The sequence below is a fragment of the Streptomyces sp. JHA26 genome, from assembly GCF_002005565.1.
Lineage (GTDB): Bacteria > Actinomycetota > Actinomycetes > Streptomycetales > Streptomycetaceae > Streptomyces.
Map to the genome: position 1 here is coordinate 14,661 of NZ_BDJC01000005.1, position 20,439 is coordinate 35,099.

Below are 20,439 nucleotides of genomic sequence, written 5' to 3' on the forward strand. Positions count from 1 at the left end.
CACGGCGCCGGACCGGACGGGGATCGAGCGACGTATCCACGCATCCGCCCTTCGGCGCACCCTGTGCCGCGGCGTTCCGCGGACAACCGACTCCGCACCCCGTGTCGTACGTGCGGACCAGGATTCCTTCCCTGCCGTCACGAGGGCAGCTGCCCTGGTGCGACAGGGTCCGCGACGAACTGACCGCGCCCCTGGCCGACCGGGACCACGGCCCGTACGGCACCGGCGCGCGTCGCCGCGCTCCCCTCCGGTGTCCGGTCGGTTTCCCGGCCCCTTCGTTCCTCCCCGGCCCTGCACGATCACCGCACCACCGCAACGAGTGATCTCCCGGTGATCGTCTGGACAGCGTAATCACCCTATGACGCCGTGTGAACGGTTTCGGATGCCTGCCCGTCCGGTAGGTCCAGGCCTGGCTGGGCGGCATCGAGCGAGTGCTGCCGGGTCGGTGTCCGAGCCTTCTGTGAGGATGGGAACGACAAGAACAAGGCTGAGAAGACAGGGCGTCCGGGGGGATCTGCTGTCATGAACGTCGGTGAAGTGCTGCTCGGCAGGAAGGTCACGAAGACCTACCCGGTCCGTGAGGGCAGGCAGCTCGTCCGGTTGGAGTCGGTCGTCTCCTTCCCCTGTACGAGGTGCACTCGGACGAAGAAGGCCCGTGTCGTCGCCGTACGCGGTGATGATTTGTTCTGCAACGGCTGCCACGGGCGGATGGGAGTGCCGGATCCCGTTGAGAGCGCGCAGCGGAGCACCGACCGGCCGTCGTCGTCCGCCGCGTCCACGGGCACGCGTTCGCCCGACCCACAGGTGGATGATCCGGCGCAGGTCGTCGTCGAGGAACTCGACAGTGGGCTGCCCCGTTCCGTGGTGAACACCGGCCTCAGCGTGGAGTGGAAGTTCTCCGTCCGTGCCGAGCACCTTCTGCACGGCACGTGCCCCGTGCCGCCCGAGATGGCCGCCCGGGCCGCCCCGCAGGAGCCCCTGGACCTCACCTTCCTGCGTGGGCGCCGCCGCATCGGTGTCCTCGACGAGCAGAAGGGCGCCAGGCTCCGGACGACCGGTGGGGAGCCTCACCTCACGGGAGTGACCTGACAGTCCTTCGTCCTCCCGGGGACACGGGTGTCGGTGCGGTGGGACACCTGGCGGAAGGTCCGTCTGGCCTACACCCCGCTGGACGAGCCCGTCGTCTTCGGCGGGACCGTGGTGCGTTACGCCTACGACCCGAGGATCATGACCCGTGAACTCGCGGCGTTCGACGCCCGCGTGGACCGGGTGGAGGAGCTCGTACTGATCGCGTTGCGTGAGCTCGGGTATCTGGACGAGAAGGGCCGGGCACTGCTTCCACGAGAAGCGTTGATCCGCAACACCATCGAGCGCGCGCAGTCGGAGCGACCGGCCACGAGGAAGATCCACGGGGCGATCGAGCGGCTTCTGTCCCGGTCCATCCTGACGTGGGAGCAGGGCAGCGTGAACCGGGCGGCGATGCTGCACTATCCCGCGCGGCGCGGGGAGACGCCGGTCGCGCTGCTCTGCTATGCCCCGGTGCTTCGGGAAGCGAACCGCGAGGATCTGCGGAACAGCGAGACGGAGGGCGTGTACAGCGCGAGCGCACACCGGGTGGCCGGTCACCTGATGCGTATCGGCCACCTGGGCAAGGAGGCGAGCCCGGAAGCACAAGCGGCCTACCGGGAGGATCACAAGAGAGCCGGCCTGGCCGGCCCTCACGAGCTGCCCCGCGGCTTCACCTACGTGCGGGAGCACGAGCGGGGAATATAGGCGACGCGTGCGGTCGGTCGCTCCTGCGAGGGCGAGGGCCCGCCGGACTACCCTGCGTGGCTCAACTCGTCGTTTTTTTCGGGTCGTTGATCTCTGTCCGGCTGACAGCCCCGCCACGGCCCCCTACCATGTTCAGTCCTGTCGGCTACCCGCAGCGGGGGTGACTGGTGGCCACGACCGCCGTCAGTTCTGCCCAGCCCGGCCGCGCCTTACGGGCGTCGGCGCCCCATGGACAGCGTTGCCCCTACGTCTCCTCGCGACGCGCCTGGCGGACGAGGAGGGGGCCCGAGCCGCTCTGGCGGAGCCTGTGCGATTCGTCAGGGGAATCGCCCCGTGAGGGGCGCGGGAACTGCGCGGGCAACCACAGCGGAGCCGCACCCGGCAACAGGCCGGGCGGGGCCGGCGCGAGCCCGGCGTCCCTGAAAAGCGAACGGTGCCCGGCACCCCCGAGGGGGCGCCGGGCACCGTTCGGCTCAGCTCAGCGCAGCGCTCAGTGGGCGTGGCCGTGGCCGTGGCCCGCGGCGGCCGGCTCTTCCTCTTCCTTCTTCTCGACGACCAGGGTCTCGGTCGTCAGCAGGAGGGAGGCGATGGATGCGGCGTTCTCCAGGGCGGAACGGGTGACCTTGACCGGGTCGATGACGCCGGCCTTGACCAGGTCGCCGTACTCGCCGGTGGCGGCGTTGTAACCGCTGCCCTTCTCGAGCTCCGCCACCTTGGAGACGATGACGTAGCCCTCGAGGCCGGCGTTCTCGGCGATCCAGCGCAGCGGCTCGACGGCGGCCTTGCGGACGACCGACACACCGGTGGCCTCGTCGCCGGTCTTGCCGAGGTTGCCCTCGAGGACCTTGACGGCGTGGACCAGGGCGGAGCCACCACCGGAGACGATGCCCTCCTCGACCGCGGCGCGGGTCGCGGAGATGGCGTCCTCCAGACGGTGCTTGCGCTCCTTCAGCTCCACCTCGGTGGCGGCGCCGACCTTGATCACGCACACGCCGCCGGCCAGCTTCGCGAGGCGCTCCTGGAGCTTCTCGCGGTCCCAGTCGGAGTCCGTGTTCTCGATCTCGGCCTTGATCTGGGCGACGCGGCCCTGGAGGTCCTCGGCGTTGCCGGCACCCTCGACGATCGTGGTGTCGTCCTTGGTGACGGTGACGCGGCGGGCGGAGCCGAGCACGTCCAGGCCGACCTGGTCGAGCTTGAGGCCGACCTCCTCGGAGATGACGGTGGCGCCGGTGAGGACGGCCATGTCCTGCAGCATCGCCTTGCGGCGGTCGCCGAAGCCCGGGGCCTTCACCGCGACGGCGTTGAAGGTGCCGCGGATCTTGTTCACGACGAGGGTGGAGAGGGCCTCGCCCTCGACGTCCTCGGCGATGATCAGCAGCGGCTTGGAGGAGTTGGTCTGGATGACCTTCTCCAGCAGCGGCAGCAGGTCGGCGATGGAGGAGATCTTGCCCTGGTTGATGAGGATGTACGGGTCCTCGAGGACGGCCTCCATGCGCTCCTGGTCCGTCACGAAGTACGGCGACAGGTAGCCCTTGTCGAAGGCCATGCCCTCGGTGAAGTCCAGCTCCAGACCGAAGGTGTTGGACTCCTCGACGGTGATGACACCGTCCTTGCCGACCTTGTCCATGGCCTCGGCGATGAGCTCGCCGACCTGCTGGTCCTGGGCGGACAGCGCGGCCACGGCGGCGATGTCGGACTTCTCGTCGATCGGGCGGGCGGTCGCGAGGAGGTCCTCGGAGACGGCCTTGACCGCCGCGTCGATGCCCTTCTTCAGCAGCGCCGGGGAGGCACCGGCGGCGACGTTCTTCAGGCCCTCGCGCACCAGCGCCTGGGCCAGCACGGTGGCGGTGGTGGTGCCGTCACCCGCGATGTCGTTGGTCTTGGTCGCCACCTCCTTCACCAGCTGCGCGCCGAGGTTCTCGTACGGGTCCTCGATCTCGACCTCGCGGGCGATCGTGACACCGTCGTTGGTGATGGTGGGGGCGCCGAACTTCTTGTCGATGACGACGTTGCGGCCCTTGGGGCCGATCGTCACCTTGACCGTGTCGGCAAGCTTGTTGACGCCGCGCTCGAGGGCGCGACGGGCGTCCTCGTCGAACTTCAGGATCTTCGCCATGGGAGCGGGAGCCCTCTCGGAAATCTGATCTAACGGAAAACAGACCGCGCCCCTCGCGCCCGGCTTCTTATCGGTCGCGGGGGCCAGGGGCGCAGCTGTCGAGCAGGGTCGAGGTGGGACGACCTACGTCGTGTCTCTCGACGTCCTGCTTCTCGAGGTCTTACTTCTCGATGATCGCGAGCACGTCGCGGGCCGAGAGGACGAGGTACTCCTCGCCGTTGTACTTCACCTCGGTGCCGCCGTACTTGCTGTAGAGCACGACGTCGCCGACGGTGACGTCGAGCGGAAGACGGTTGCCGTCCTCGAAGCGGCCCGGGCCCACGGCCAGGACGACGCCCTCCTGGGGCTTCTCCTTGGCAGTGTCCGGAATGACCAGGCCCGAAGCCGTGGTCTGCTCGGCGTCGAGCGGCTGGACCACGATGCGGTCCTCGAGCGGCTTGATGGCAACCTTGGAGCTGGCGGTCGTCACGATCCGACCTCCCCCTTCGGAGATCTCACGGGGTTAACTGTCTGAGGTGGCGACCAGGTCGATCCGTCGTCGCGGGTGCCGGACCTGCCCGTCGCTTTGTTGGCACTCTCCAGGGGGGAGTGCCAGAGCCGAGACTATGACCGCGATTAGCACTCGGTCAAGCGGAGTGCCAATGCCCGCGGCGCGTCGGCCGATTTTCCCTGTGGACGCCGGTCGCTGCGGCGCACCGTTGCCCGGTGTGGGCGTCGTCCGGGGCTGCCGCCCCCGGGCCCCCGCTTCGGCCTGGACGGCCTCGCCCTCACACGCCGGACGGGCTGGAGGGGCCGGGCGGGCCGGATCGGGCTGCCGGGCCGGGTCGGGGGAGGTAGTCCTCCAGGCGGCCCACCCGGAGCCCCCGTTCCTCGATCCGGCGCAGCAGTTCCTCCGTGCGGGCCGGGGCGGTGACGGAGACGATGTCGCCCGGCTGGAGGTGGGGAGCGCCGCGGGTGTAGGTCAGGTCGCCGTCGGCGGTCAGCGCGGCCCGCCACAGGACGACGGCCGTGATGCCGCAGTCGGCGGCGGCGCGCAGGGTCGTCGGGTCGTACCGGCCGTGGGGCGGGCGGAGGAGGCGGGGGCGGACGCCGAAGCGGGAGCGGAGCTTGGTCTGCTGGCCGCAGATCTCGGCGCGCTGGCCGGCGTAGGGCAGGCCGGGCAGGGAGCGGTGGTCGAGGGTGTGGTTCTGCAGGCTCGCGCCGGCCGAGCGCAGCCGGGCGAAGTGGCCGTACTCCGGTCCGGCCACGGTGTCGGTGAGGAACAGGGTGACCGGGAGCCGTCGTTCGCGGATCAGGGCGGTGAGGCGGGGGTCCCGGTCGGCACCGTCGTCGTAGGTGAGGAAGACGACCCCGTCGGTGGTGCGGACGTGGTCCAGGACGGGGGGCGTCGCGCGGTCCTGCCCGTCGGCCCGGGCCGGTACCCCGGCCGCGGGCGGGCCGGCGGGACCGGCGAACTGGGCGCAGCCCGTGAGCAGTAAGGCGGCCAGGGCGGCCCCGGCCGGCCGGAACCGCCCCCGCCTCACAGGTAGTCCTCCAGCCGGGCCACCGCGTACCCCTCGGCGGTGACCCGGTCCAGGAAGCGGCGGACCATGTCCGTCATCGTGCCGTCCCAGTCGTCGCGGCCCCGGAAGTGGGTGAGGACGATGTCGCCCGGGTGGAGGTCCCGGTCCCACTCGCGGTACTCCCAGTGGTCGACGTAGACCTCCTCGTTCCAGATCGGCGCGTACTTGACGCCGCAGGACTTCGCGGCGCGCAGGGTGTCCCGGTTGTAGTTGCCGAAGGGCGGGCGGAAGAGGGCGGGGCGCTTGCCGTAGCGCTTCTCGATCACCTCCTGCATGCCGCAGATCTCGTGCTTCTGCTGCGCGTAGGAGAGCGCCGGGAGGTAGGGGTGGCTCAGCGTGTGGCTGTTGAGGGTGACCCCGCGGTCCTGCATCTCCTCGAAGTAGCCGTAGTCGTCCTTGATCTCGTCGTCGGTGAGGAAGACCGTGTACGGGATCTTCAGTTCGCTCATCATGCGCAGGAACGCCGGGTCCTTCTCGGCGCCGTCGTCGATGGTGAGGAAGAGGATCCTCTCCTTGGTGGGGACGGTGGTGAAGACCGGTGGGAGGTCCTCCTGCCCGTCCACCTCGAAGCCCTCGCGGGCCGTGATCTCCGGTTTCTTCGCGGGGGGCGGCGGGGCCGTCAGCGGGACCTGTCCGAGGTTCCAGCGTTCGGCGGCGGCGGTCCGGGCCGCCTGCGCCGCGTGCAGTCTGGACGCGTAGGTGTCGAGTGCGCGGGCCGGGGGTGCCTGGAGGGGCTGCGGTCCGGGGGCGCCCCGCACCTCGGCGGTGTCCTGTGCGCAGCCGGAGGCGAGGGCGGCGACGAGGAGCACGGCGAGGCCGCCGCGCGCCCAGGTCCCCGAGGACGTTCCGGAAGCGGTCCGGGACACCCCGCGTGCCCGGCTTTTGTCATTTTGTACTACTAGTCGCATGGTGCCGGATCCTCGCAGCCCCGGGCCCCTCACCCGCGTCCGACACCGCGCCGGAGGCGCACCATCCACCGACTGGCCCACAATGGGCCGGTGAACGACCTCGACGCCCTCCTCGCCCTGCTCACCCCCGAAGGCCGCGCCCTGCTCGACGAGGTCCGCGACACCGACCCCGCACGGGAGTTGGCCGTCGCCACCCGGCTGCGCCGCGACCACCCGGCCGGACTGGTGTCGGCGGCGCTCGGTCAGGCGCGGCTGCGGCAGCGGGCGGTGGCGAAGTTCGGGGCCGAGGACGCCGGACGGATGTTCTTCACCCCGAACGGGGTGGAGCAGTCGACCCGGGCGAGCGTGGCCGCGTACCGGGCGGGACGCTTCAAGGAGCTGGGCGTCGCCTCCGTCGCCGACCTGTGCTGCGGGATCGGCGGCGACGCGATCGCGCTGGCCCGCGCGGGCATCCGGGTCCTGGCCGTCGACCGCGATCCGGCGACGGCCGCGGCGGCCCGCGCCAACGCCGTGGCGCTGGGGCTGGACGACCTGATCGAGGTCCGCGAGGCGGACGTCACGGAGGTGGACACCGCCGGGTACGACGCCGTGTTCGTCGACCCGGCGCGGCGCGGCGGACGGGGCCGCGTCTTCGACCCGGAGGCGTACTCGCCGCCGCTGTCCTGGGCCGTGCGGGCGGCCCGTACGGCGTCCCGCGCCGCCGCGCTGAAGGTGGCGCCCGGCGTTCCGCACGAGGCGGTGCCGGACGACGCCGAGGCCGAGTGGATCTCCGACGGCGGGGACGTGAAGGAGGCGGTGCTCTGGTTCGGCACCGCGCCGGGGACGGTCCGGGCCACGCTGCTGCCGGGGCCGCGCACCCTGCCCGGCACCGGCCTGCCCGACCCGGAGGTCCGCACGCCCGGCCGGTACCTGTACGAGCCCGACGGCGCCGTCGTCCGCTCCCACCTGGTCGCCGAGGTCGCCGAACAGGTCGGCGGCGGGCTGCTCGACGCGACCATCGCCTACGTCACCGCCGACGAGCTGCTGCCGACGCCGTACGCCACGGCGTACGAGATCACCGACCGGATGCCCTTCAACGTCAAGAAGCTGAAGGCCCTGCTGCGGGAGCGTCAGGTCGGCACGCTGACGGTGAAGAAGCGCGGTTCGGCGGTCGAGCCCGAGGAGCTGCGGCGCAAGGTCAGGCCCCAGGGACCGAACGCGGCCACGGTGTTCCTGACCCGGGTCGCGGGGGCGCCGACGATGCTGATCGGGCATCCGGTGCGTTAGGGCCCGCCGTTCGGATCACGTCGGCGTCGCGGGGCGGGGTGGGGCGGGTCAGCGCAGCGACTCCCACAGCTGCCGGGCCTCCGGTTCCCTGGCCACCACCCGGTTGGCGTCCCAGGGGGCCGGCACGACCGGCATCGTCACCGTCCGCACGGCGTCCGCCGACAGCCCCGCGAGGCTGCGGCCGAGGTCCGTCAGCTCGCCCAGCGAGTCCAGGCCGGAGTCGGTGACGAGGCTGCCGGTGACCGCGTCGGCGACCCGGTACAGCCGGGCGGGGTCGGTGAGCAGTCCGGCGTCGGAGATCCGTTCCAGCAGTGCCTTGACCAGTTTCTGCTGGAGTCCTATGCGGGCGAGGTCGCTGCCGTCGGCCAGCCCGTACCGGGTGCGGGCCAGTCCGAGGGCCTGGGTGCCGTCGAGGTGGCGGGTGCCGGCGTCCAGGTGGAGGTGGCTCTTGTCGTCGTCGATGTCCTCGTCGATGGTGACGGTGACGCCGCCGATCGCGTCGACCAGCTCGGCGAAGCCGGAGAAGTCGATCTCGATGTAGTGGTCCATGCGGACGCCGGTGAACGACTCGGCGGTCTTGACGGCGCAGACCGGCCCGCCCAGGGCGTACGCGGTGTTGAACATCGCGCCGTCCGCCTCCCGGGTCGTGCCGCCGGACGGCAGCGGGCAGGACGGGCGGGTGACGAGCGTGTCGCGCGGGATGCTGACGACGGTGGCGGAGGTCCGGCCGGCGTCGAGGTGGACGACCATCGCCGTGTCGGAGCGGGCGCCCTCGCTGTCGCCGCCGCCGAGCTCCTGGTTCTCCTCGCCGCTGCGCGAGTCCGAGCCGAGGACCAGGATGTTCAGGGCGCCGGTGGGCGTCGGGGAGCCGGACGCGGAGGGTGCGGTGACGGGCCGTGCGGGGCGGTCGTCGCCGAGCGCGCCGTCGATGTCGACGCTCCTGATGTTGCCGCTCAGGTGCCAGTACGCCCAGCCCGCCGCGGCGGCGCCCAGCAGCAGCGCGCCCGCCAGGGCGAGGCCGACCACCCTCAGCGCCGTCGACCGTCCGTCCCGCCCCGCCCGCGCAGTCATGCGCCGCCCCCGCCCGTCCCGCTCGCGTCCCCACCCGAGTGTCCCGCCGGGAGGAACATAAGTCCGAATTGTTGGGCTGCGGTAGACGCGGGCGTGATTCTGCGGAAATTCTCAGACTTCTCGCCACGCGGCCGACGGGAGGGAGCGGGTGGGAACGGGAAGCGGACGGGGGCGGCACCGGCGGGTGGCGGGGCGAGGGTCCCGGGCCGCCGGCCGGTCCGCTCCTCAGGCGGACGGCGGCGGTGCCGTGCTGCTGCGCACCTCCAGGCTGGTGGCCAGCTCCACCCGGGTGGTCGCGGCCGAGCCCCCGTCGCGGCCCAGGTCCAGCACCAGGCGGGCCGCGGCCTCGGCCATCTCCGTGAGCGGCTGCCGCACGGTCGTCAGCGGAGGCCCCACCCAGCGCGCCACCGGCAGGTCGTCGAACCCGACCACGCTCAGGTCCTGCGGGATGCGCAGCCCCAGCTCGCGCGCGGCCTCGTACAGCCCGAGCGCCTGGAGGTCGTTGCCGGCGAAGACCGCGGTCGGCCGGTCGGGGCGGCGCAGCAGCTCCAGACCCTGCCGGTAGCCGGCCTCGTGGTGGAAGTCGCCGGTCACGATCAGACCGGGATCGGCCGGCAGCCCGGCCGTCTCCAGGGCGGCGCGGTAGCCGTCGACGCGGGCGCGGCTGCACATCATCCGGGTCGGCCCGCTGATCGCGCCGATGCGGGTGTGCCCCAGGTCGATCAGGTGGCGGGTGGCGGCGAGTCCACCCTGCCAGTTGGTGGCGCCGATGGACGGCACGTCGGCGCCCGGGTCACCGGCCGGGTCCATCACCACGAACGGGATGGAGCGGCTGGTCAGCAGGGCCCGCTGGGACTCGTCCAGCCCGGACAGCACGAGGATCACCCCGTGCGGACGACGGGCGGCGACCTGGTCGGCCCAGGTCCTGCCGGGCGTGAGGCGGCCCGCGCTCTCGGAGAGCACGACGCTGAGCCCCGCGTCCCGCGCCGCGTTCTCCACGCCCCGGATGACCTCCATCGCCCAGGCGCTCTCCAGCTCGTGGAAGACCAGGTCGATCAGGGGCGAGCGGGCCGCCTCGGCCCGTCGGCGCCGGTAGCCGTGGGTCCGCAGCAGTTCCTCCACGCGGGCCCGGGTGGCGGGGGCGACGTCGGCGCGGCCGTTGAGGACCTTCGAAACAGTCGGGGCCGACACGCCGGCCTCACGGGCGATCTCGGCGAGGGTCGCGGTCTGCGCGGACCGTCGTCGCGAGCCGGTTTCCGCGGGCTGGGGGGAAGTCATGGGGGCGATCGTATCCCCGCCCGCGTTCCTGACGAACACCTCGGGCCCCTTACGGGCCGCCCCCGACCCTCCGGATCATTCGGTGTTCGTTCCGAAACATTCGACCCCTCCGGGTCAGTCGTCCCGCGTCACCAGCTCGGCCAGCGCGAGCAGCGCCTCCGTGGTGGCCGGGCGCAGCCGGTGCAGCTCCCAGTCGGGGGACTGCAGGGCCGCGTCGAAGGGCATGTGCACCACCTGTTCCGGCTCGACGCGCAGCCGCCGGGCGAACGTCCCCGGCAGGTTCCGTCCCGAGGGCCCGTCGAGGTCGGCGGCGACGACGAGGGCCCGCCGCGCCAGTTCCCCGCGGCCGCCCTCCCGGACGATGGCGAGGGTGCGGACCGCCGCGTCCAGGAACCACTCCGCGGTGCCGCAGCACAGGATCAGCCGGTCGGTGTGGTCGAGGACGGTGTCGGCCGACCGGTCGAGCCGCAGCGGGGACCAGTCGGTGAGGACGAAGGGGTAGTAGGGCGCCGTCAGCCCGAGGAGGTGCGCGTACTCCTGCTGGTGGGCCGGGTTGGAGCCGAAGTGCCCGCTGCGGTGGGCGACGACCTCCAGGCCGGACGGCAGCCGGGTCGTGCGGGCGCGGATCTCCTCGTAGGACGACGCGGGCGGCAGGGCGCCGAGGTCGCGCACGACGGCCGGGTTGCGGTCGGTGAGGAAGGCGTCCAGCGCCCCTTCGGAGGCGGAGCCGTCGAGGGCCAGGACGGGTTCGCCGCGCACGGCGGCGAGGACGGAGCCGAGCAGCATCGTCGTCGTGGCGCGCCCGCTGTAGTAGTAGGCGCCGATCAGGGTGAGGCGTCTGCTGTGCGCCACGGGCGCCCGCAGCCGCTCCAGCCGGTCCCGGGCCTGTTTGCGGGCGGCGCCGAAGCGCGGCAGGCGCAGTGCGGGGCCCGGCGCTCCGGCGGCGGCGCCGGGCGGGGTGAGCGGGACGCGCGGGGCCGGCCCGCCCTGGGCGCCGTGCGCTCCGACCTCGCCCAGCTGGAGACGGGTGCGGGCCACGTAGCGGGCCAGGGCCTCGGCGACCTCGCCGGCGGCGGGCCGCACGGACGGGTCCGGGTCCAGGCAGCGCAGGACGAGCCGCCGCAGGTGTTCCCAGGTGTCGCCCTGCCACAGGTGCATGCCCTCGGGCAGCCCCGGCAGGTCCCAGCCGGCCTTGCTGCTGATGACCTGGAGCAGCTCGCCCAGGGCGCGTACGTTGTCCTCGCGGGTGGGCACCGGGCCCGAGCCCAGGTACGCGCCGTCGACGGCGCAGTCGGACAGGCCGCCCAGGACGACGGTGCGGCGCAGCACGTACACGCTCTCGGCGTCCAGGGCGGCGGGCACGAGGCCGTTGAGGTGGCAGAGGGCGACCGCGTTGGCGAGGTAGCAGGAGACGAGCAGGCCCTGGAGGATGTCGAAGGGGGCGGTGCCGTCGGTGAGGGCCCTGGTGAAGATCTCCGCGAGCCGCAGCGGCCGGGCGTCGGAGGTCCGGGCGTCGGGGGCCTGGGCGTCCGCGTCCGCGATCGGCGTCATGGCGAGCCAGGGCGGCGAGTCCTCGAGCCCGGTGGCGAGCAGCGTGGGCGCGTACTGGCCCCGGAGGCGGGCCAGTGCCTCGGCCTCGACCGCGACGAGCCCCGCGTTGACGGCGGGCAGGTCCGGGCGGGGCACCCGCAGGGCGGCCTCCCGGCCCCGGGCGTCGACGCCCCGGTAGACGACCGTCCGCCGCCCGCGCCGGCGGCCGCGCAGCTCGTAGCCCCCGATATGCCGGGGGTCGTCCTCGGTGAGCGGTTCCCAGTCGTCGGTGCCGGGCGTCGGCGCGTCCGGCCCGGCGGTGGTGCGGGCGCCGTCGAGCGACACCCCGAACCGGCTGAGCAGCCTGCGTTCGACCCGCGTGAAGGGGTGCTGGGAGCCGGGCAGCGGGTCGGAGCCGTCCGGGTGGAGCAGCCAGGCCGGGAAGTCCGGCGAGCGGCCGGCGAGTTCCTCCAGCCGGCGCCCGATCCGGCGGCCGGTGCGCAGCAGTTCCGCCTGCGGCACCGCGTCCAGCAGGACGGTCTTGGTCGCCTCGGAGAAGTCGAAGACCCGGTGCTTGGCGGGCAGCGGGCCCGACACGGGCGCCGGGTGCGGCCGGACCAGGCCGCCGAGGAACACCTCGGCCAGGTGGGAGGTGGTGGCCTGCCAGGGCACCGCCGACTGCACCAGCCGCATCACGGGCACGGACAGCGGGGCGACCGCCGCGAGGTGGGCGGCCAGGCGGTACGCCTCCGGGGTGGCCGCGTCCCGGAAGTGCTGGGCGCTGCTCAGGTCCTGCGCGGGGGCGACGGTCGCGTGCCGGTCGGGGCGGGCCAGCAGCGGCAGTTCGACCGTGGTGCCCGGGGAGGCGAGCAGGCGGGCCCAGACGCCGAGGGAGTCGGGCGTGGGTTCGAGGACGGGAACCGGGATGTCGTCGAACAGGCTCAGCTCCGACGGCAGCACCGGGTCGGCGATCCTCCACGAGGTGTTGGCGCCGCCGACCCGCCGGGTGGTGGCCTGCCAGCGTTCGGCGGAGATGCCGGAGGCCTCCCACATGTCCGGGGGGAGGGTGTGCACGACCGCGACGGGGCCGCGGGCCGCCCGCTCGCCCAGCAGCGCGTGCATCGCGCCGGACCGCCAGGCCGGGCCCATGCCGTCGCTGACGACGAGCAGCAGGGAGCGCCCGGAGGGGTCGTTGACGGTGCTCAGCGGCAGTTCGGTGCTGCCGGGGCGGAACGGCCGGGCGTGCAGGCGCGGTCCGCCGGCGGCGCGGGTGTCGAGGCCGAGGACCCGGGTGAGGGCGAAGGCCCCCAGGCGTTCCAGCAGGGTGCGCAGTTCGGTGCCGAGGCGGTGCCACAGCAGCATCGACAGGCCGTCGTCGACGAGCAGCGTGAGGTCGAGCCAGCGCTCGCGCACCGGCCGTTCCACCACGTCGGGCAGGTGGGTCTCGGCCAGTTCGGCGGCCGTGCGGTCCTCGTCGATCTCCGTGCGGTGGCGGCTGTCGTGGCGGCGGCGCAAGGGCCTCAGCGACCGCCCCAGTTCGAGCTCGTCGCCGAGGGCCTTCTCCTCCGGCACCCGGACCGGCAGGGCCCGCCGGGGTTCCTGGCCGGCGGACACGGGCCGGGGCTGCGGTTCGGGGGTGGTGCGGGCCGCCGCGTGCAGGGTGGTGGGGCTGGTGAGGTCGGGCAGCTCGGGGTCGCCGGGCTCGGGCGGGGGCGGCTGCGGGGCGGCCCGGTCCTCCGCCTGCGGGCCGTCGGGCGGCGGGGGCGGCTGCGGACGGGCGGGCGCCTGCCGGTGGAGGGGTGCCTCGGGGCCGGCGGGCAGCCGCCGGGCCAGCCACAGCACGTCGAGGACCTGGTCGGCGTCCAGGTCCACGTGGCAGGCGCCGAGAAGCCGCAGCATCTCGGTGAGCCGCTCTCCCCCGGCGGGCATGGTCACATCGCCCCGGTGAGCTGATGCAGGACGGCGTCCAGCAGCCCCTCCGCGTCCAGGTCGACGCCGCCGGCGCGCAGGAACACCGCGTTGAGCAACTGGTCGGTGGCGAGTTCGCCGAGGGCGCGGCGGCGCAGGAACGCCTCGATCAGGTCGTCCGCCTCCCGCACCGCCTCCTCGCCGAGGTGCGCGACGACGATGGTGCGCAGGCGCTCCTCGTCGGGCAGCGGCAGGTCGAGCCTGAGGCAGCGGCGCAGGAACGCGGGCGGGAAGTCGCGCTCGCCGTTGCTGGTGATGACGACGACCGGGAACTCGGCGCACTGCACGAGCCCCTGGTGCACGCGGACGGTGCCCCGGTGGTCGTGGGTCTGCACCTCGACGTCGGCCATGTCCTCCGGCAGCCGGGTCAGTTCCGGGATGTCGAAGAAGCCCTCCTCGAAGACGGTGAGCAGGTCGTTCGGGAGGTCGACGTCGCCCTTGTCCATCTCGTCGATGAGCAGGCAGCGGGGGCCGGCCGAGGGCACCAGGGCGGTGCCGAGCGGGCCGAGCCGGACGAACGTGCCGATGGACGGCTCGCGTTCGCCGCGGTCCCGGCTGAGGGTCGTCTCCCGCAGGCGGCCGATCGCGTCGTACTGGTAGAGGGCGTCCTTCACGGTGGACCGGCTGTTGACGGGCCACCGCAGCAGGTCGCCCAGGCGCAGTTCGTGGGCGACGGCCCGCGCGAGCGAGGACTTGCCGGTGCCGGCGGGCCCGGTCACCAGCAGCGGACGGCGCAGGTGCAGGGCCGCGTTGACGACGTCGGCGTGCTGCGGGGCGATGACGTAGGGCAGTTCCGGCCGCGTCGAGGGGGTGGGGGCGAAACGGCGCCAGGGCGGCGCCGAGGGCAGGGCGACGGACCGGGGGACGCCGTCGCCGCGGAACAGGCGCCATTCGGCGTCGGCTGCGGATGTCATGCGCTCTCCTGGGGCTCGGTCAGGTGCAGGCGGGGCACGGTGCGGTCGGCGTCGGCCCAGGCGAGTACCGGGCGGCCGGGGTAGTCGGGCGGGCTTGCCTTGGCGTGGGCGCGGTAGTCGCGCACACCGTCGGGCATCTCCCGGGTGGCGACCTCCGCCATGTACCGGACGGCGTGCGCGGCGCCGTCCCGGCCGCGGTCCCACACCACCACCGGTATGCCCAGGGCGAGACAGGTCTGCACGATGCCGTCGCGCGGGCCGGGCGGCACGTCCACACAGACGCGTACGGTGTCGAGTTGGTTGACCAGCCGGGAGTAGAGGGCGTCCCGGTCCATCGACTCGGAGACCACCAGGGTCTTGCCCGAGTCGAGGCGGCTCCACCGGCTGCGCCAGTGGGACAGGAAACGTCCGTGCCTGCGCAGCAGTTCGGGGCAGTGCACCACCAGCGGGAACTCCACGCCGAGCACTCCGGGCACCAGCTGGTCCGGGCTGCGTGCCGTCCACTCGTCGACGGGCAGGTTGAGGCCGGTCCGGTCGACGAGCACCTCGACCAGGGGCGGCCGCTCGTCCTCGGCGGGCGGGGTGAGGGAGTCGAGCACGCGCAGCACCTCGCGCGCCGCCTCCGGCGCGGAGTACGAGCGCATGCTGTCCGTGGAGACCTGGCGCGGCCCGGCGCCCTCGTCGCACCAGATCCGCAGCCGGTGCCGGCCCTGTCCGGCCCGGGTCACCTGGACCAGGACGCGGACGCGGGCGGAGCGGGCGCGCAGGGAGCGCACCCACTCCTGGGCGTCGGAGCGGCGTTCGCCGAGCGCGGCCCGGGCGATGCCGAGCCGGGACGCCACGCCGTCCGCCCACAGCCGCAGCTCGGCCCGCCTGGCGCCGGGGCACAGGGCGCCGACGTACTCCATCACCCGCAGCAGCGCGGGGACCCTGCGCTCTCCGCCCTGGGCGCGGCCGTCGCCGGGCAGGGCCTCCAGACGGTCGAGGAGGGCCTCCGCGGTGTCACCGCCGGGCAGCGCCGCCACGTGCGGCAGGGCGGCCCGGACGGCCTCGGGGAAGCGTGCGAGCACGTCCGGTTCCATGGAGCGCAGGTGTCCCCGCAGGGCGGTGTGCTCCTGCGGGGAGAGCAGCCGGGGGACGCGGGACAGGCCGCCCGCGGCGAGGACGCGGTCGGCGTCCCGCGGGGCGTCGCGCCGCAGGTGGCCCGAGAACGCGGCGAGGGCCCGCGGATGGGTGAGGAGGAACGCGGCGAACTCCCCGGGCTCGGGCGGGGCGATGTCGCTGCCCGGCCGGACCCCGCAGGCCCGGGCGAGCCGCTGGGCGCCCGTCACCCGGCTGCTCGCCGAGGGGAAGATGTCCTCGATCGCCTCCACCAGCAGCAGGAAGGCGGGGTCGTCCGGTTCGGGCAGGTCCGAGGAGGTGCCGTCCAGCACGCCCAGCGGGCCCAGTTCGGCCTCCACGCGCTGCCAGGGCACGCCCCAGCTGCGCCGCGCCAGGTGCTGGGGGCTGTGCGGGAGCGGGGCGCCGGTGGCCGCGTTCCGGGGCGGCATGAAGTGGGCGACGACCAGGCCGACCACGGCCCGCTCCCTGCGGCACCACAGCGGGCCGCCGCTGTACCCGGGGCCCACCGCCATGCCGGTGGGGGCGCCGTCCAGGTAGGCCCGGGAGCCGTCCGGGCCGTGGACGGTGAGGCGGGCGAAGGTGGCCGCCTCACCGGTGCCGTGCCAGGCCTCGACCTCCTGGCCCGCGGCCATGGGGGACGTGCGGGGTCCGGCGGGCAGTCCGCCGGGCGGGCCGTCGACCCGCAGCACGGCGAGGTCGCCGAGCCACTCGTCGTCCCCCGGCGGCACCGGTCCGCCGTCACGGGCCCGCGGGGCGATCCAGTGGGCCACGCGGGCGACGTACCGGCGGGTGACGTACTCGTGGGGACGCAGCTGGACGGTGACCTCGTACGGGCCGGGCGTCCGCGGCTCCAGCAGGGGCCGGTCCAGGGCGGCGTTGACCACGTGGGCGCAGGTCAGCACGGTGTCGGTGCCGAGCACGAACCCCGCCCCGACGGTCTTGCCGTCCTCGGCCCGGCGTACGGAGACGACGTACCGGGAGGGATCGTCGGCCCCGTCCCCCGCCGGGGTGAACCATCCCACGCCTCAGTCCGCGGCGGGCGCGGCGCCGGTCCCGGGGGCCGGTCTCCAGCTCGCGGTGACGGTGAGGTGGGCCTGGCCCGTGCCGCCCACGACGCCGAGTCTGAGGTCCTGGCCGACCTGGACGCCGAAGGTGACGCTCAGTTCGGTGGGCGGGTCGGGCACGGCGGTGGCCGCGTCGTGGACCTCCTGGATCAGCGGTCCCAGTGGGCTGAGCGCGCCGCGCAGCGCCCCGGTCGCGAGGCGGGCGACCGTGCCCGTGCCCCGGGCCACGGGCACCGCACGGCCCATGCCCTCCGGCAGGTCGTCGTCGGGCGGGACCGGGACGGTGCCGTCGGCGGGCCCCAGCAGGAACCGGACCGGTGTGCCGTCGTCGAGTTCGAGGTCAGGTGTAGTGGCCACGCTCACATTGTCGTCGGCGGGCGGGAGTTCGGACCGGGTCTCGGCCGACTCGGTTATCGGATCGATGCCTTCCGTACCGGTTCAGTCACCGGCCGTCTCGAACCGCCAGCGGTGCACCGCCCGCGTGACCAGGTCCCCGGCGGGCTCCGGCAGTTCGGGCAGGTCGGCGTCGTAGGCGGCGTCCCACCAGGTGATGACCAGGACCCGGTCCTGCGGGGCGCGCAGCGTCTCCCGGCGCAGCGGTTCGCCGTCGAGCGGCTGGGCGCGGACCCAGGCCAGCAGGTCCTCGCCCCGGCCGGACACGGCCCTCGCCTCCCACATCAGTGCGACGGTCACGAGTACAGGTTCTCCTTGCTGACCTCGTGGACGTGGTCGTGCGTGTGGCCCCGTCCCGGGACGTGCGGGTCCGTCACCGGCAGCGAGGAGTCCGCCGACAGGTCCCAGTCGGAGGCGGCCCGGTCGCGGGCGACCATCTCGGCGCCGAGCGCGGCGACCATCGCGCCGTTGTCCGTGCACAGCTTGGGCCGCGGCACGCGCAGCCGGATGCCGGCCGCCTCGCAGCGTTCCTGGGCCAGCGCCCGCAGCCGGGAGTTGGCGGCGACGCCGCCGCCGATCATCAGGTGGTCGACGCCCTGGTCCTTGCAGGCGCGCACCGCCTTGCGGGTCAGCACGTCCACGACCGCCTCCTGGAAGGAGGCCGCCACGTCCCGCACCGGCACCTCCTCGCCCGCCGCCCGCTTGGCCTCGATCCAGCGGGCCACGGCCGTCTTCAGCCCGGAGAAGGAGAAGTCGTAGACCGGGTCGCGCGGTCCGGTGAGCCCGCGCGGGAACGCGATCGCGGTCGGGTCGCCCTCGCGCGCGTACCGGTCGATGACCGGGCCGCCGGGGAAGCCCAGGTTCAGCACGCGGGCGATCTTGTCGAAGGCCTCGCCGGCCGCGTCGTCGATGGTGGCGCCCATCGGGCGGACGTCGGAGGTGATGTCGGCCGACAGCAGCAGCGAGGAGTGCCCGCCGGAGACCAGCAGCGCCATGGTCGGCTCGGGCAGCGGCCCGTGCTCCAGCTGGTCGACGCAGATGTGGGAGGCGAGGTGGTTGACGCCGTACAGGGGCTTGCCGAGGGCGTAGGCGTACGCCTTGGCCGCCGAGACGCCGACCAGCAGGGCGCCGGCCAGGCCGGGTCCGGCGGTGACGGCGATGCCGTCGAGGTCGCGGGCGCTGACGCCCGCCTCCTTCAGCGCGCGGTCGATGGTGGGGACCATCGCCTCCAGGTGGGCGCGGCTCGCCACCTCCGGGACGACGCCGCCGAACCGGGCGTGCTCGTCGACGCTGGAGGCGACGGCGTCGGCCAGCAGGGTGGTGCCGCGCACGACACCGACGCCGGTCTCGTCGCAGGAGGTCTCGATCCCCAGTACCAGGGGTTCGTCAGCCATGGGTCTCGGTTCCTTGTACGGAGTTGGCGGGGTCGGTCAGGCGCATCACCAGGGCGTCCACGTTCCCCGGCTGGTAGTAGCCGCGCCTGAAGCCGATGGGCTCGAAGCCGAAGCGCTCGTACAGCCGCTGGGCGCGGGTGTTGTCCACCCGGCACTCGAGGAGCACCTCGGTGCACTCGAAGGCGGTGGCCGCCCGCAGCAGCTCGGTCAGCAGCCGCGCGCCGAGGCCGGTGCCCCAGTGGTCGCGGGCGACGGCGATGGTCTGCACGTCGGCCTGCTCCCCCGAGGTGACCAGGCCCGCGTAGCCGACGACCTGTCCGTCCCGCTCGGCGACCAGGTACCGCCGGGTCGCGCCGGGGCCGCGCGCGTGGGCCAGTTCGGACCAGAACATGCCGCGCGACCAGGCGTCCTCCGGGAACAGCTCCCGCTCCAGCCGGAGTACGGGGTCGATGTCCCACCAGCGCATCTCGCGCAGTACGGCAGCGGTTGACTCGGTCACTTGGGGGTGACCACCTTGTAGTTCTTGGGCACCTGGGCGTCCGGTCTGCGCAGGTACAACGGCCGGGGCGCGGGAAGCTCCTCGCCCGCCGCCAGCTTCTCGGCGGCCAGGCACGCCAGGGCGGCGGCGGACACGTGCTCGGGTTCGTGCGCCCGCGGGAAGGTGTCCGGGTACAGCAGGGCACCCGCGCCGACGGCCGGGACTCCGGCCACCTGCTGCGCGATGTCGGCGGGGCGGTCGACCGCCGGGTCGGTGAGACGGGTGCGGGAGTCGGCGTAGCGCGCCCAGTAGACCTCCTTGCGGCGGGCGTCGGTCGCCACCACGAAGGGACCCTCCAGGTCGGCGGCGTACGCCAGTCCGTCCAGCGTGCACACGCCGTGCACGGGCACCCCGAGCGCGAGCCCGAAGGTGTCCGCGGTCATCAGGCCGACCCGCAGTCCCGTGTACGGTCCGGGGCCGATGCCGGCGACGACTCCGGTGACGGCGTCGAGCCGCAGTCCGGCCTCGGCGAGCACCCGGTCGACGGCGGGGAGCAGCAGCTCACCGTGCCGGCGCGCGTCCACCTGGCTCGACGAGGCGATGACGTCCGTACCGTCGTGCAGCGCGACGGTCACGGCGGGCGTGGCGGTATCCAGAGCGAGCAAGAGCACGCAAACAGCCTACGGCGCCCACGGGCCCGTGTCGGACGACCGGGTCGGACGGCCTGCTGCTGCTACCGTCACCGGGAGCACTCTGCGTGACGGAAAGCACACGCCGTGCGACGCGATGCCCGCGAGCAGGACGTACGACGCCTAGGTGGTCCCAGTGGCAAGCAGCAGCGCCGGTTGGGTGGCCGCGCTCACCGCGGCGGCCCTCGGCACGATCGGGTTCCTCGCCCACCAGGCCTCGGTCCGCCTGCCGGCCGAGCTGAGCAGGCCGCACGCGACCGGCACCCCCGCCCCCGGCGCCCCCAGGGCGCCCCGCGACGCCCGGCACCCGGACGCCCTGCCCCTCGGTTCGGGAAGGGGCGAACGGGTGGTGTACTCCCTGGACGACGACCGGGTGTGGCTGGTGGGCCCGGACGGCAGGGTCCAGGACACCTTCAGGGTCACCCCCGGCCGGGTCGATCCGGTGCCTGGCACCTACACGGTCACGTCGCGCTCGAAGAGGATCACCGGATCGGACGGCGTCCCGGTCGAGCACGTCGTGCGCTTCACCAGCGTCGAGGGCGTGGTCGTCGGCTTCAGCGCGGCCGTGGACGGCTCGTCGCCGAAGCCCGCCCCGGGCCTGCGGACCGGCGGCATCCGGGAGTCCCGCGCGGACGGTGACGCCATGTGGCGGTTCGCGACGATCGGCCAGCAGGTCGTCGTCATCCCCTGATCCGTACCGGCACCTCCCGGGCCGTCCCTCGGATCAGGCGGCCTCGCGGTGCTCCCGGGCGGGGCGGTGCTCCTCCGGCTCCGGCGCGGGCGGCGGCGTGGAGACGGCGGCCGCCGCGGCGCAGGACGCGAGCAGGTCGCGCATGGACATCCCGGCGAGCGCGGGCGGCTGGGTCACGGACTCCGGCACGGACGCCTCCTGAAGATCGGGGGCGGACGTGGT

19 protein-coding genes are annotated in these 20,439 nt (G+C 73.9%); 4 read left to right on the forward strand and 15 right to left on the reverse strand.

Annotated features, from left to right (window positions below):
- Positions 1 to 522: 522 nt before the first annotated feature.
- Positions 523 to 1,089 carry a hypothetical protein gene (locus JHAT_RS04430; protein ID WP_143660354.1) on the forward strand — a complete coding sequence of 189 codons (567 nt, stop codon included), beginning with the start codon at positions 523 to 525 and terminating at the stop codon, positions 1,087 to 1,089.
- A 33-nt stretch (positions 1,090 to 1,122) separates the two neighbouring features.
- Complete coding sequence (locus tag JHAT_RS04435; protein WP_143660356.1) at positions 1,123 to 1,773, forward strand: hypothetical protein; 651 nt, start codon at positions 1,123 to 1,125, stop codon at positions 1,771 to 1,773.
- Between the two features lie 490 nt (positions 1,774 to 2,263).
- On the opposite strand, the gene groL is transcribed toward JHAT_RS04435, so the two are convergent.
- From groL to JHAT_RS04455, 4 genes are all read right to left on the reverse strand, one after another.
- Entirely contained in the window at positions 2,264 to 3,889 is a 1,626-nt protein-coding gene (groL, locus tag JHAT_RS04440; RefSeq protein WP_077796718.1) for a chaperonin GroEL, read from the reverse strand.
- Positions 3,890 to 4,049: 160 nt separating this feature from the next.
- On the reverse strand, positions 4,050 to 4,358 hold the full coding sequence (groES, locus tag JHAT_RS04445) for a co-chaperone GroES (RefSeq protein ID WP_077796719.1): 309 nt from the start codon (positions 4,356 to 4,358) through the stop codon (positions 4,050 to 4,052).
- Positions 4,359 to 4,656: 298 nt separating this feature from the next.
- Positions 4,657 to 5,412, reverse strand: coding sequence for a polysaccharide deacetylase family protein (locus JHAT_RS04450; protein ID WP_077796720.1), 756 nt, complete (start codon positions 5,410 to 5,412; stop codon positions 4,657 to 4,659).
- Positions 5,409 to 6,359 (reverse strand): polysaccharide deacetylase family protein, encoded by a 951-nt coding sequence (locus tag JHAT_RS04455; RefSeq protein WP_077796721.1) that lies wholly within the window; start codon positions 6,357 to 6,359, stop codon positions 5,409 to 5,411. Before JHAT_RS04455 ends, JHAT_RS04450 begins: the two co-directional genes overlap by 4 nt.
- Positions 6,360 to 6,449: 90 nt before the next feature.
- Here JHAT_RS04455 and JHAT_RS04460 point away from each other — a divergent pair, with 90 nt between their 5' ends.
- Positions 6,450 to 7,625: a methyltransferase domain-containing protein gene (locus JHAT_RS04460; protein ID WP_077796722.1), complete on the forward strand. Its 1,176-nt coding sequence runs from the start codon at positions 6,450 to 6,452 to the stop codon at positions 7,623 to 7,625.
- Positions 7,626 to 7,673: 48 nt separating this feature from the next.
- Here JHAT_RS04460 and JHAT_RS04465 read toward each other — a convergent pair whose 3' ends face one another.
- From JHAT_RS04465 to tsaB, 10 genes are all read right to left on the reverse strand, one after another.
- The gene (locus tag JHAT_RS04465; RefSeq protein WP_077796723.1) at positions 7,674 to 8,696 is read right to left on the reverse strand and encodes an LCP family protein; all 1,023 of its coding nucleotides are present in this window, start codon (positions 8,694 to 8,696) and stop codon (positions 7,674 to 7,676) included.
- A 225-nt stretch (positions 8,697 to 8,921) separates the two neighbouring features.
- Positions 8,922 to 9,974 carry a LacI family DNA-binding transcriptional regulator gene (locus JHAT_RS04470; protein WP_077796724.1) on the reverse strand — a complete coding sequence of 351 codons (1,053 nt, stop codon included), beginning with the start codon at positions 9,972 to 9,974 and terminating at the stop codon, positions 8,922 to 8,924.
- A 114-nt stretch (positions 9,975 to 10,088) separates the two neighbouring features.
- On the reverse strand, positions 10,089 to 13,433 hold the full coding sequence (locus JHAT_RS04475) for an SAV_2336 N-terminal domain-related protein (RefSeq protein ID WP_077796725.1): 3,345 nt from the start codon (positions 13,431 to 13,433) through the stop codon (positions 10,089 to 10,091).
- A 2-nt stretch (positions 13,434 to 13,435) separates the two neighbouring features.
- Complete coding sequence (locus JHAT_RS04480; protein WP_077796726.1) at positions 13,436 to 14,386, reverse strand: MoxR family ATPase; 951 nt, start codon at positions 14,384 to 14,386, stop codon at positions 13,436 to 13,438.
- The gene (locus JHAT_RS04485) at positions 14,383 to 16,530 is read right to left on the reverse strand and encodes a trypsin-like peptidase domain-containing protein (RefSeq protein WP_077796727.1); all 2,148 of its coding nucleotides are present in this window, start codon (positions 16,528 to 16,530) and stop codon (positions 14,383 to 14,385) included. The genes JHAT_RS04480 and JHAT_RS04485 overlap by 4 nt, the downstream gene beginning before the upstream one ends.
- 3 nt (positions 16,531 to 16,533) lie before the next feature.
- A complete protein-coding gene (locus tag JHAT_RS04490) occupies positions 16,534 to 16,929 on the reverse strand; it encodes a CU044_2847 family protein (RefSeq protein WP_077796728.1) in 396 nt (131 codons plus the stop codon).
- Between the two features lie 81 nt (positions 16,930 to 17,010).
- Complete coding sequence (locus JHAT_RS04495; protein ID WP_077796729.1) at positions 17,011 to 17,265, reverse strand: hypothetical protein; 255 nt, start codon at positions 17,263 to 17,265, stop codon at positions 17,011 to 17,013.
- Positions 17,262 to 18,359: a tRNA (adenosine(37)-N6)-threonylcarbamoyltransferase complex transferase subunit TsaD gene (gene tsaD, locus JHAT_RS04500; RefSeq protein WP_077796730.1), complete on the reverse strand. Its 1,098-nt coding sequence runs from the start codon at positions 18,357 to 18,359 to the stop codon at positions 17,262 to 17,264. Before tsaD ends, JHAT_RS04495 begins: the two co-directional genes overlap by 4 nt.
- Entirely contained in the window at positions 18,352 to 18,825 is a 474-nt protein-coding gene (gene rimI / locus JHAT_RS04505) for a ribosomal protein S18-alanine N-acetyltransferase (RefSeq protein WP_077796853.1), read from the reverse strand. The genes tsaD and rimI overlap by 8 nt, the downstream gene beginning before the upstream one ends.
- A 29-nt stretch (positions 18,826 to 18,854) precedes the next feature.
- Positions 18,855 to 19,508 (reverse strand): tRNA (adenosine(37)-N6)-threonylcarbamoyltransferase complex dimerization subunit type 1 TsaB, encoded by a 654-nt coding sequence (gene tsaB, locus JHAT_RS04510; RefSeq protein WP_077796731.1) that lies wholly within the window; start codon positions 19,506 to 19,508, stop codon positions 18,855 to 18,857.
- A gap of 154 nt (positions 19,509 to 19,662) precedes the next feature.
- Between tsaB and JHAT_RS04515 the strand changes: the two genes are divergently transcribed.
- The gene (locus tag JHAT_RS04515; protein WP_077796732.1) at positions 19,663 to 20,217 is read left to right on the forward strand and encodes a hypothetical protein; all 555 of its coding nucleotides are present in this window, start codon (positions 19,663 to 19,665) and stop codon (positions 20,215 to 20,217) included.
- Positions 20,218 to 20,250: 33 nt separating this feature from the next.
- Here the strand turns inward: JHAT_RS04515 and JHAT_RS34525 are convergent, their stop codons facing one another.
- Positions 20,251 to 20,406: a hypothetical protein gene (locus tag JHAT_RS34525; protein WP_171990742.1), complete on the reverse strand. Its 156-nt coding sequence runs from the start codon at positions 20,404 to 20,406 to the stop codon at positions 20,251 to 20,253.
- Positions 20,407 to 20,439: the final 33 nt, after the last annotated feature.

Bases quoted from the DNA above. Each gene is read 5' to 3' on its own strand.
- JHAT_RS04430 (WP_143660354.1), top strand. From the start codon at position 523: ATGAACGTCGGTGAAGTGCTGCTCGGCAGGAAGGTCACGAAGACCTAC.
- JHAT_RS04480 (WP_077796726.1), bottom strand. From the start codon at position 14,386: ATGACATCCGCAGCCGACGCCGAATGGCGCCTGTTCCGCGGCGACGGC.
- groL (WP_077796718.1), bottom strand. From the start codon at position 3,889: ATGGCGAAGATCCTGAAGTTCGACGAGGACGCCCGTCGCGCCCTCGAG.
- rimI (WP_077796853.1), bottom strand. From the start codon at position 18,825: ATGCGCTGGTGGGACATCGACCCCGTACTCCGGCTGGAGCGGGAGCTG.
- JHAT_RS04475 (WP_077796725.1), bottom strand. From the start codon at position 13,433: ATGCCCGCCGGGGGAGAGCGGCTCACCGAGATGCTGCGGCTTCTCGGC.
- tsaD (WP_077796730.1), bottom strand. From the start codon at position 18,359: ATGGCTGACGAACCCCTGGTACTGGGGATCGAGACCTCCTGCGACGAG.
- JHAT_RS04470 (WP_077796724.1), bottom strand. From the start codon at position 9,974: ATGACTTCCCCCCAGCCCGCGGAAACCGGCTCGCGACGACGGTCCGCG.
- JHAT_RS04465 (WP_077796723.1), bottom strand. From the start codon at position 8,696: ATGACTGCGCGGGCGGGGCGGGACGGACGGTCGACGGCGCTGAGGGTG.
- JHAT_RS04455 (WP_077796721.1), bottom strand. From the start codon at position 6,359: ATGCGACTAGTAGTACAAAATGACAAAAGCCGGGCACGCGGGGTGTCC.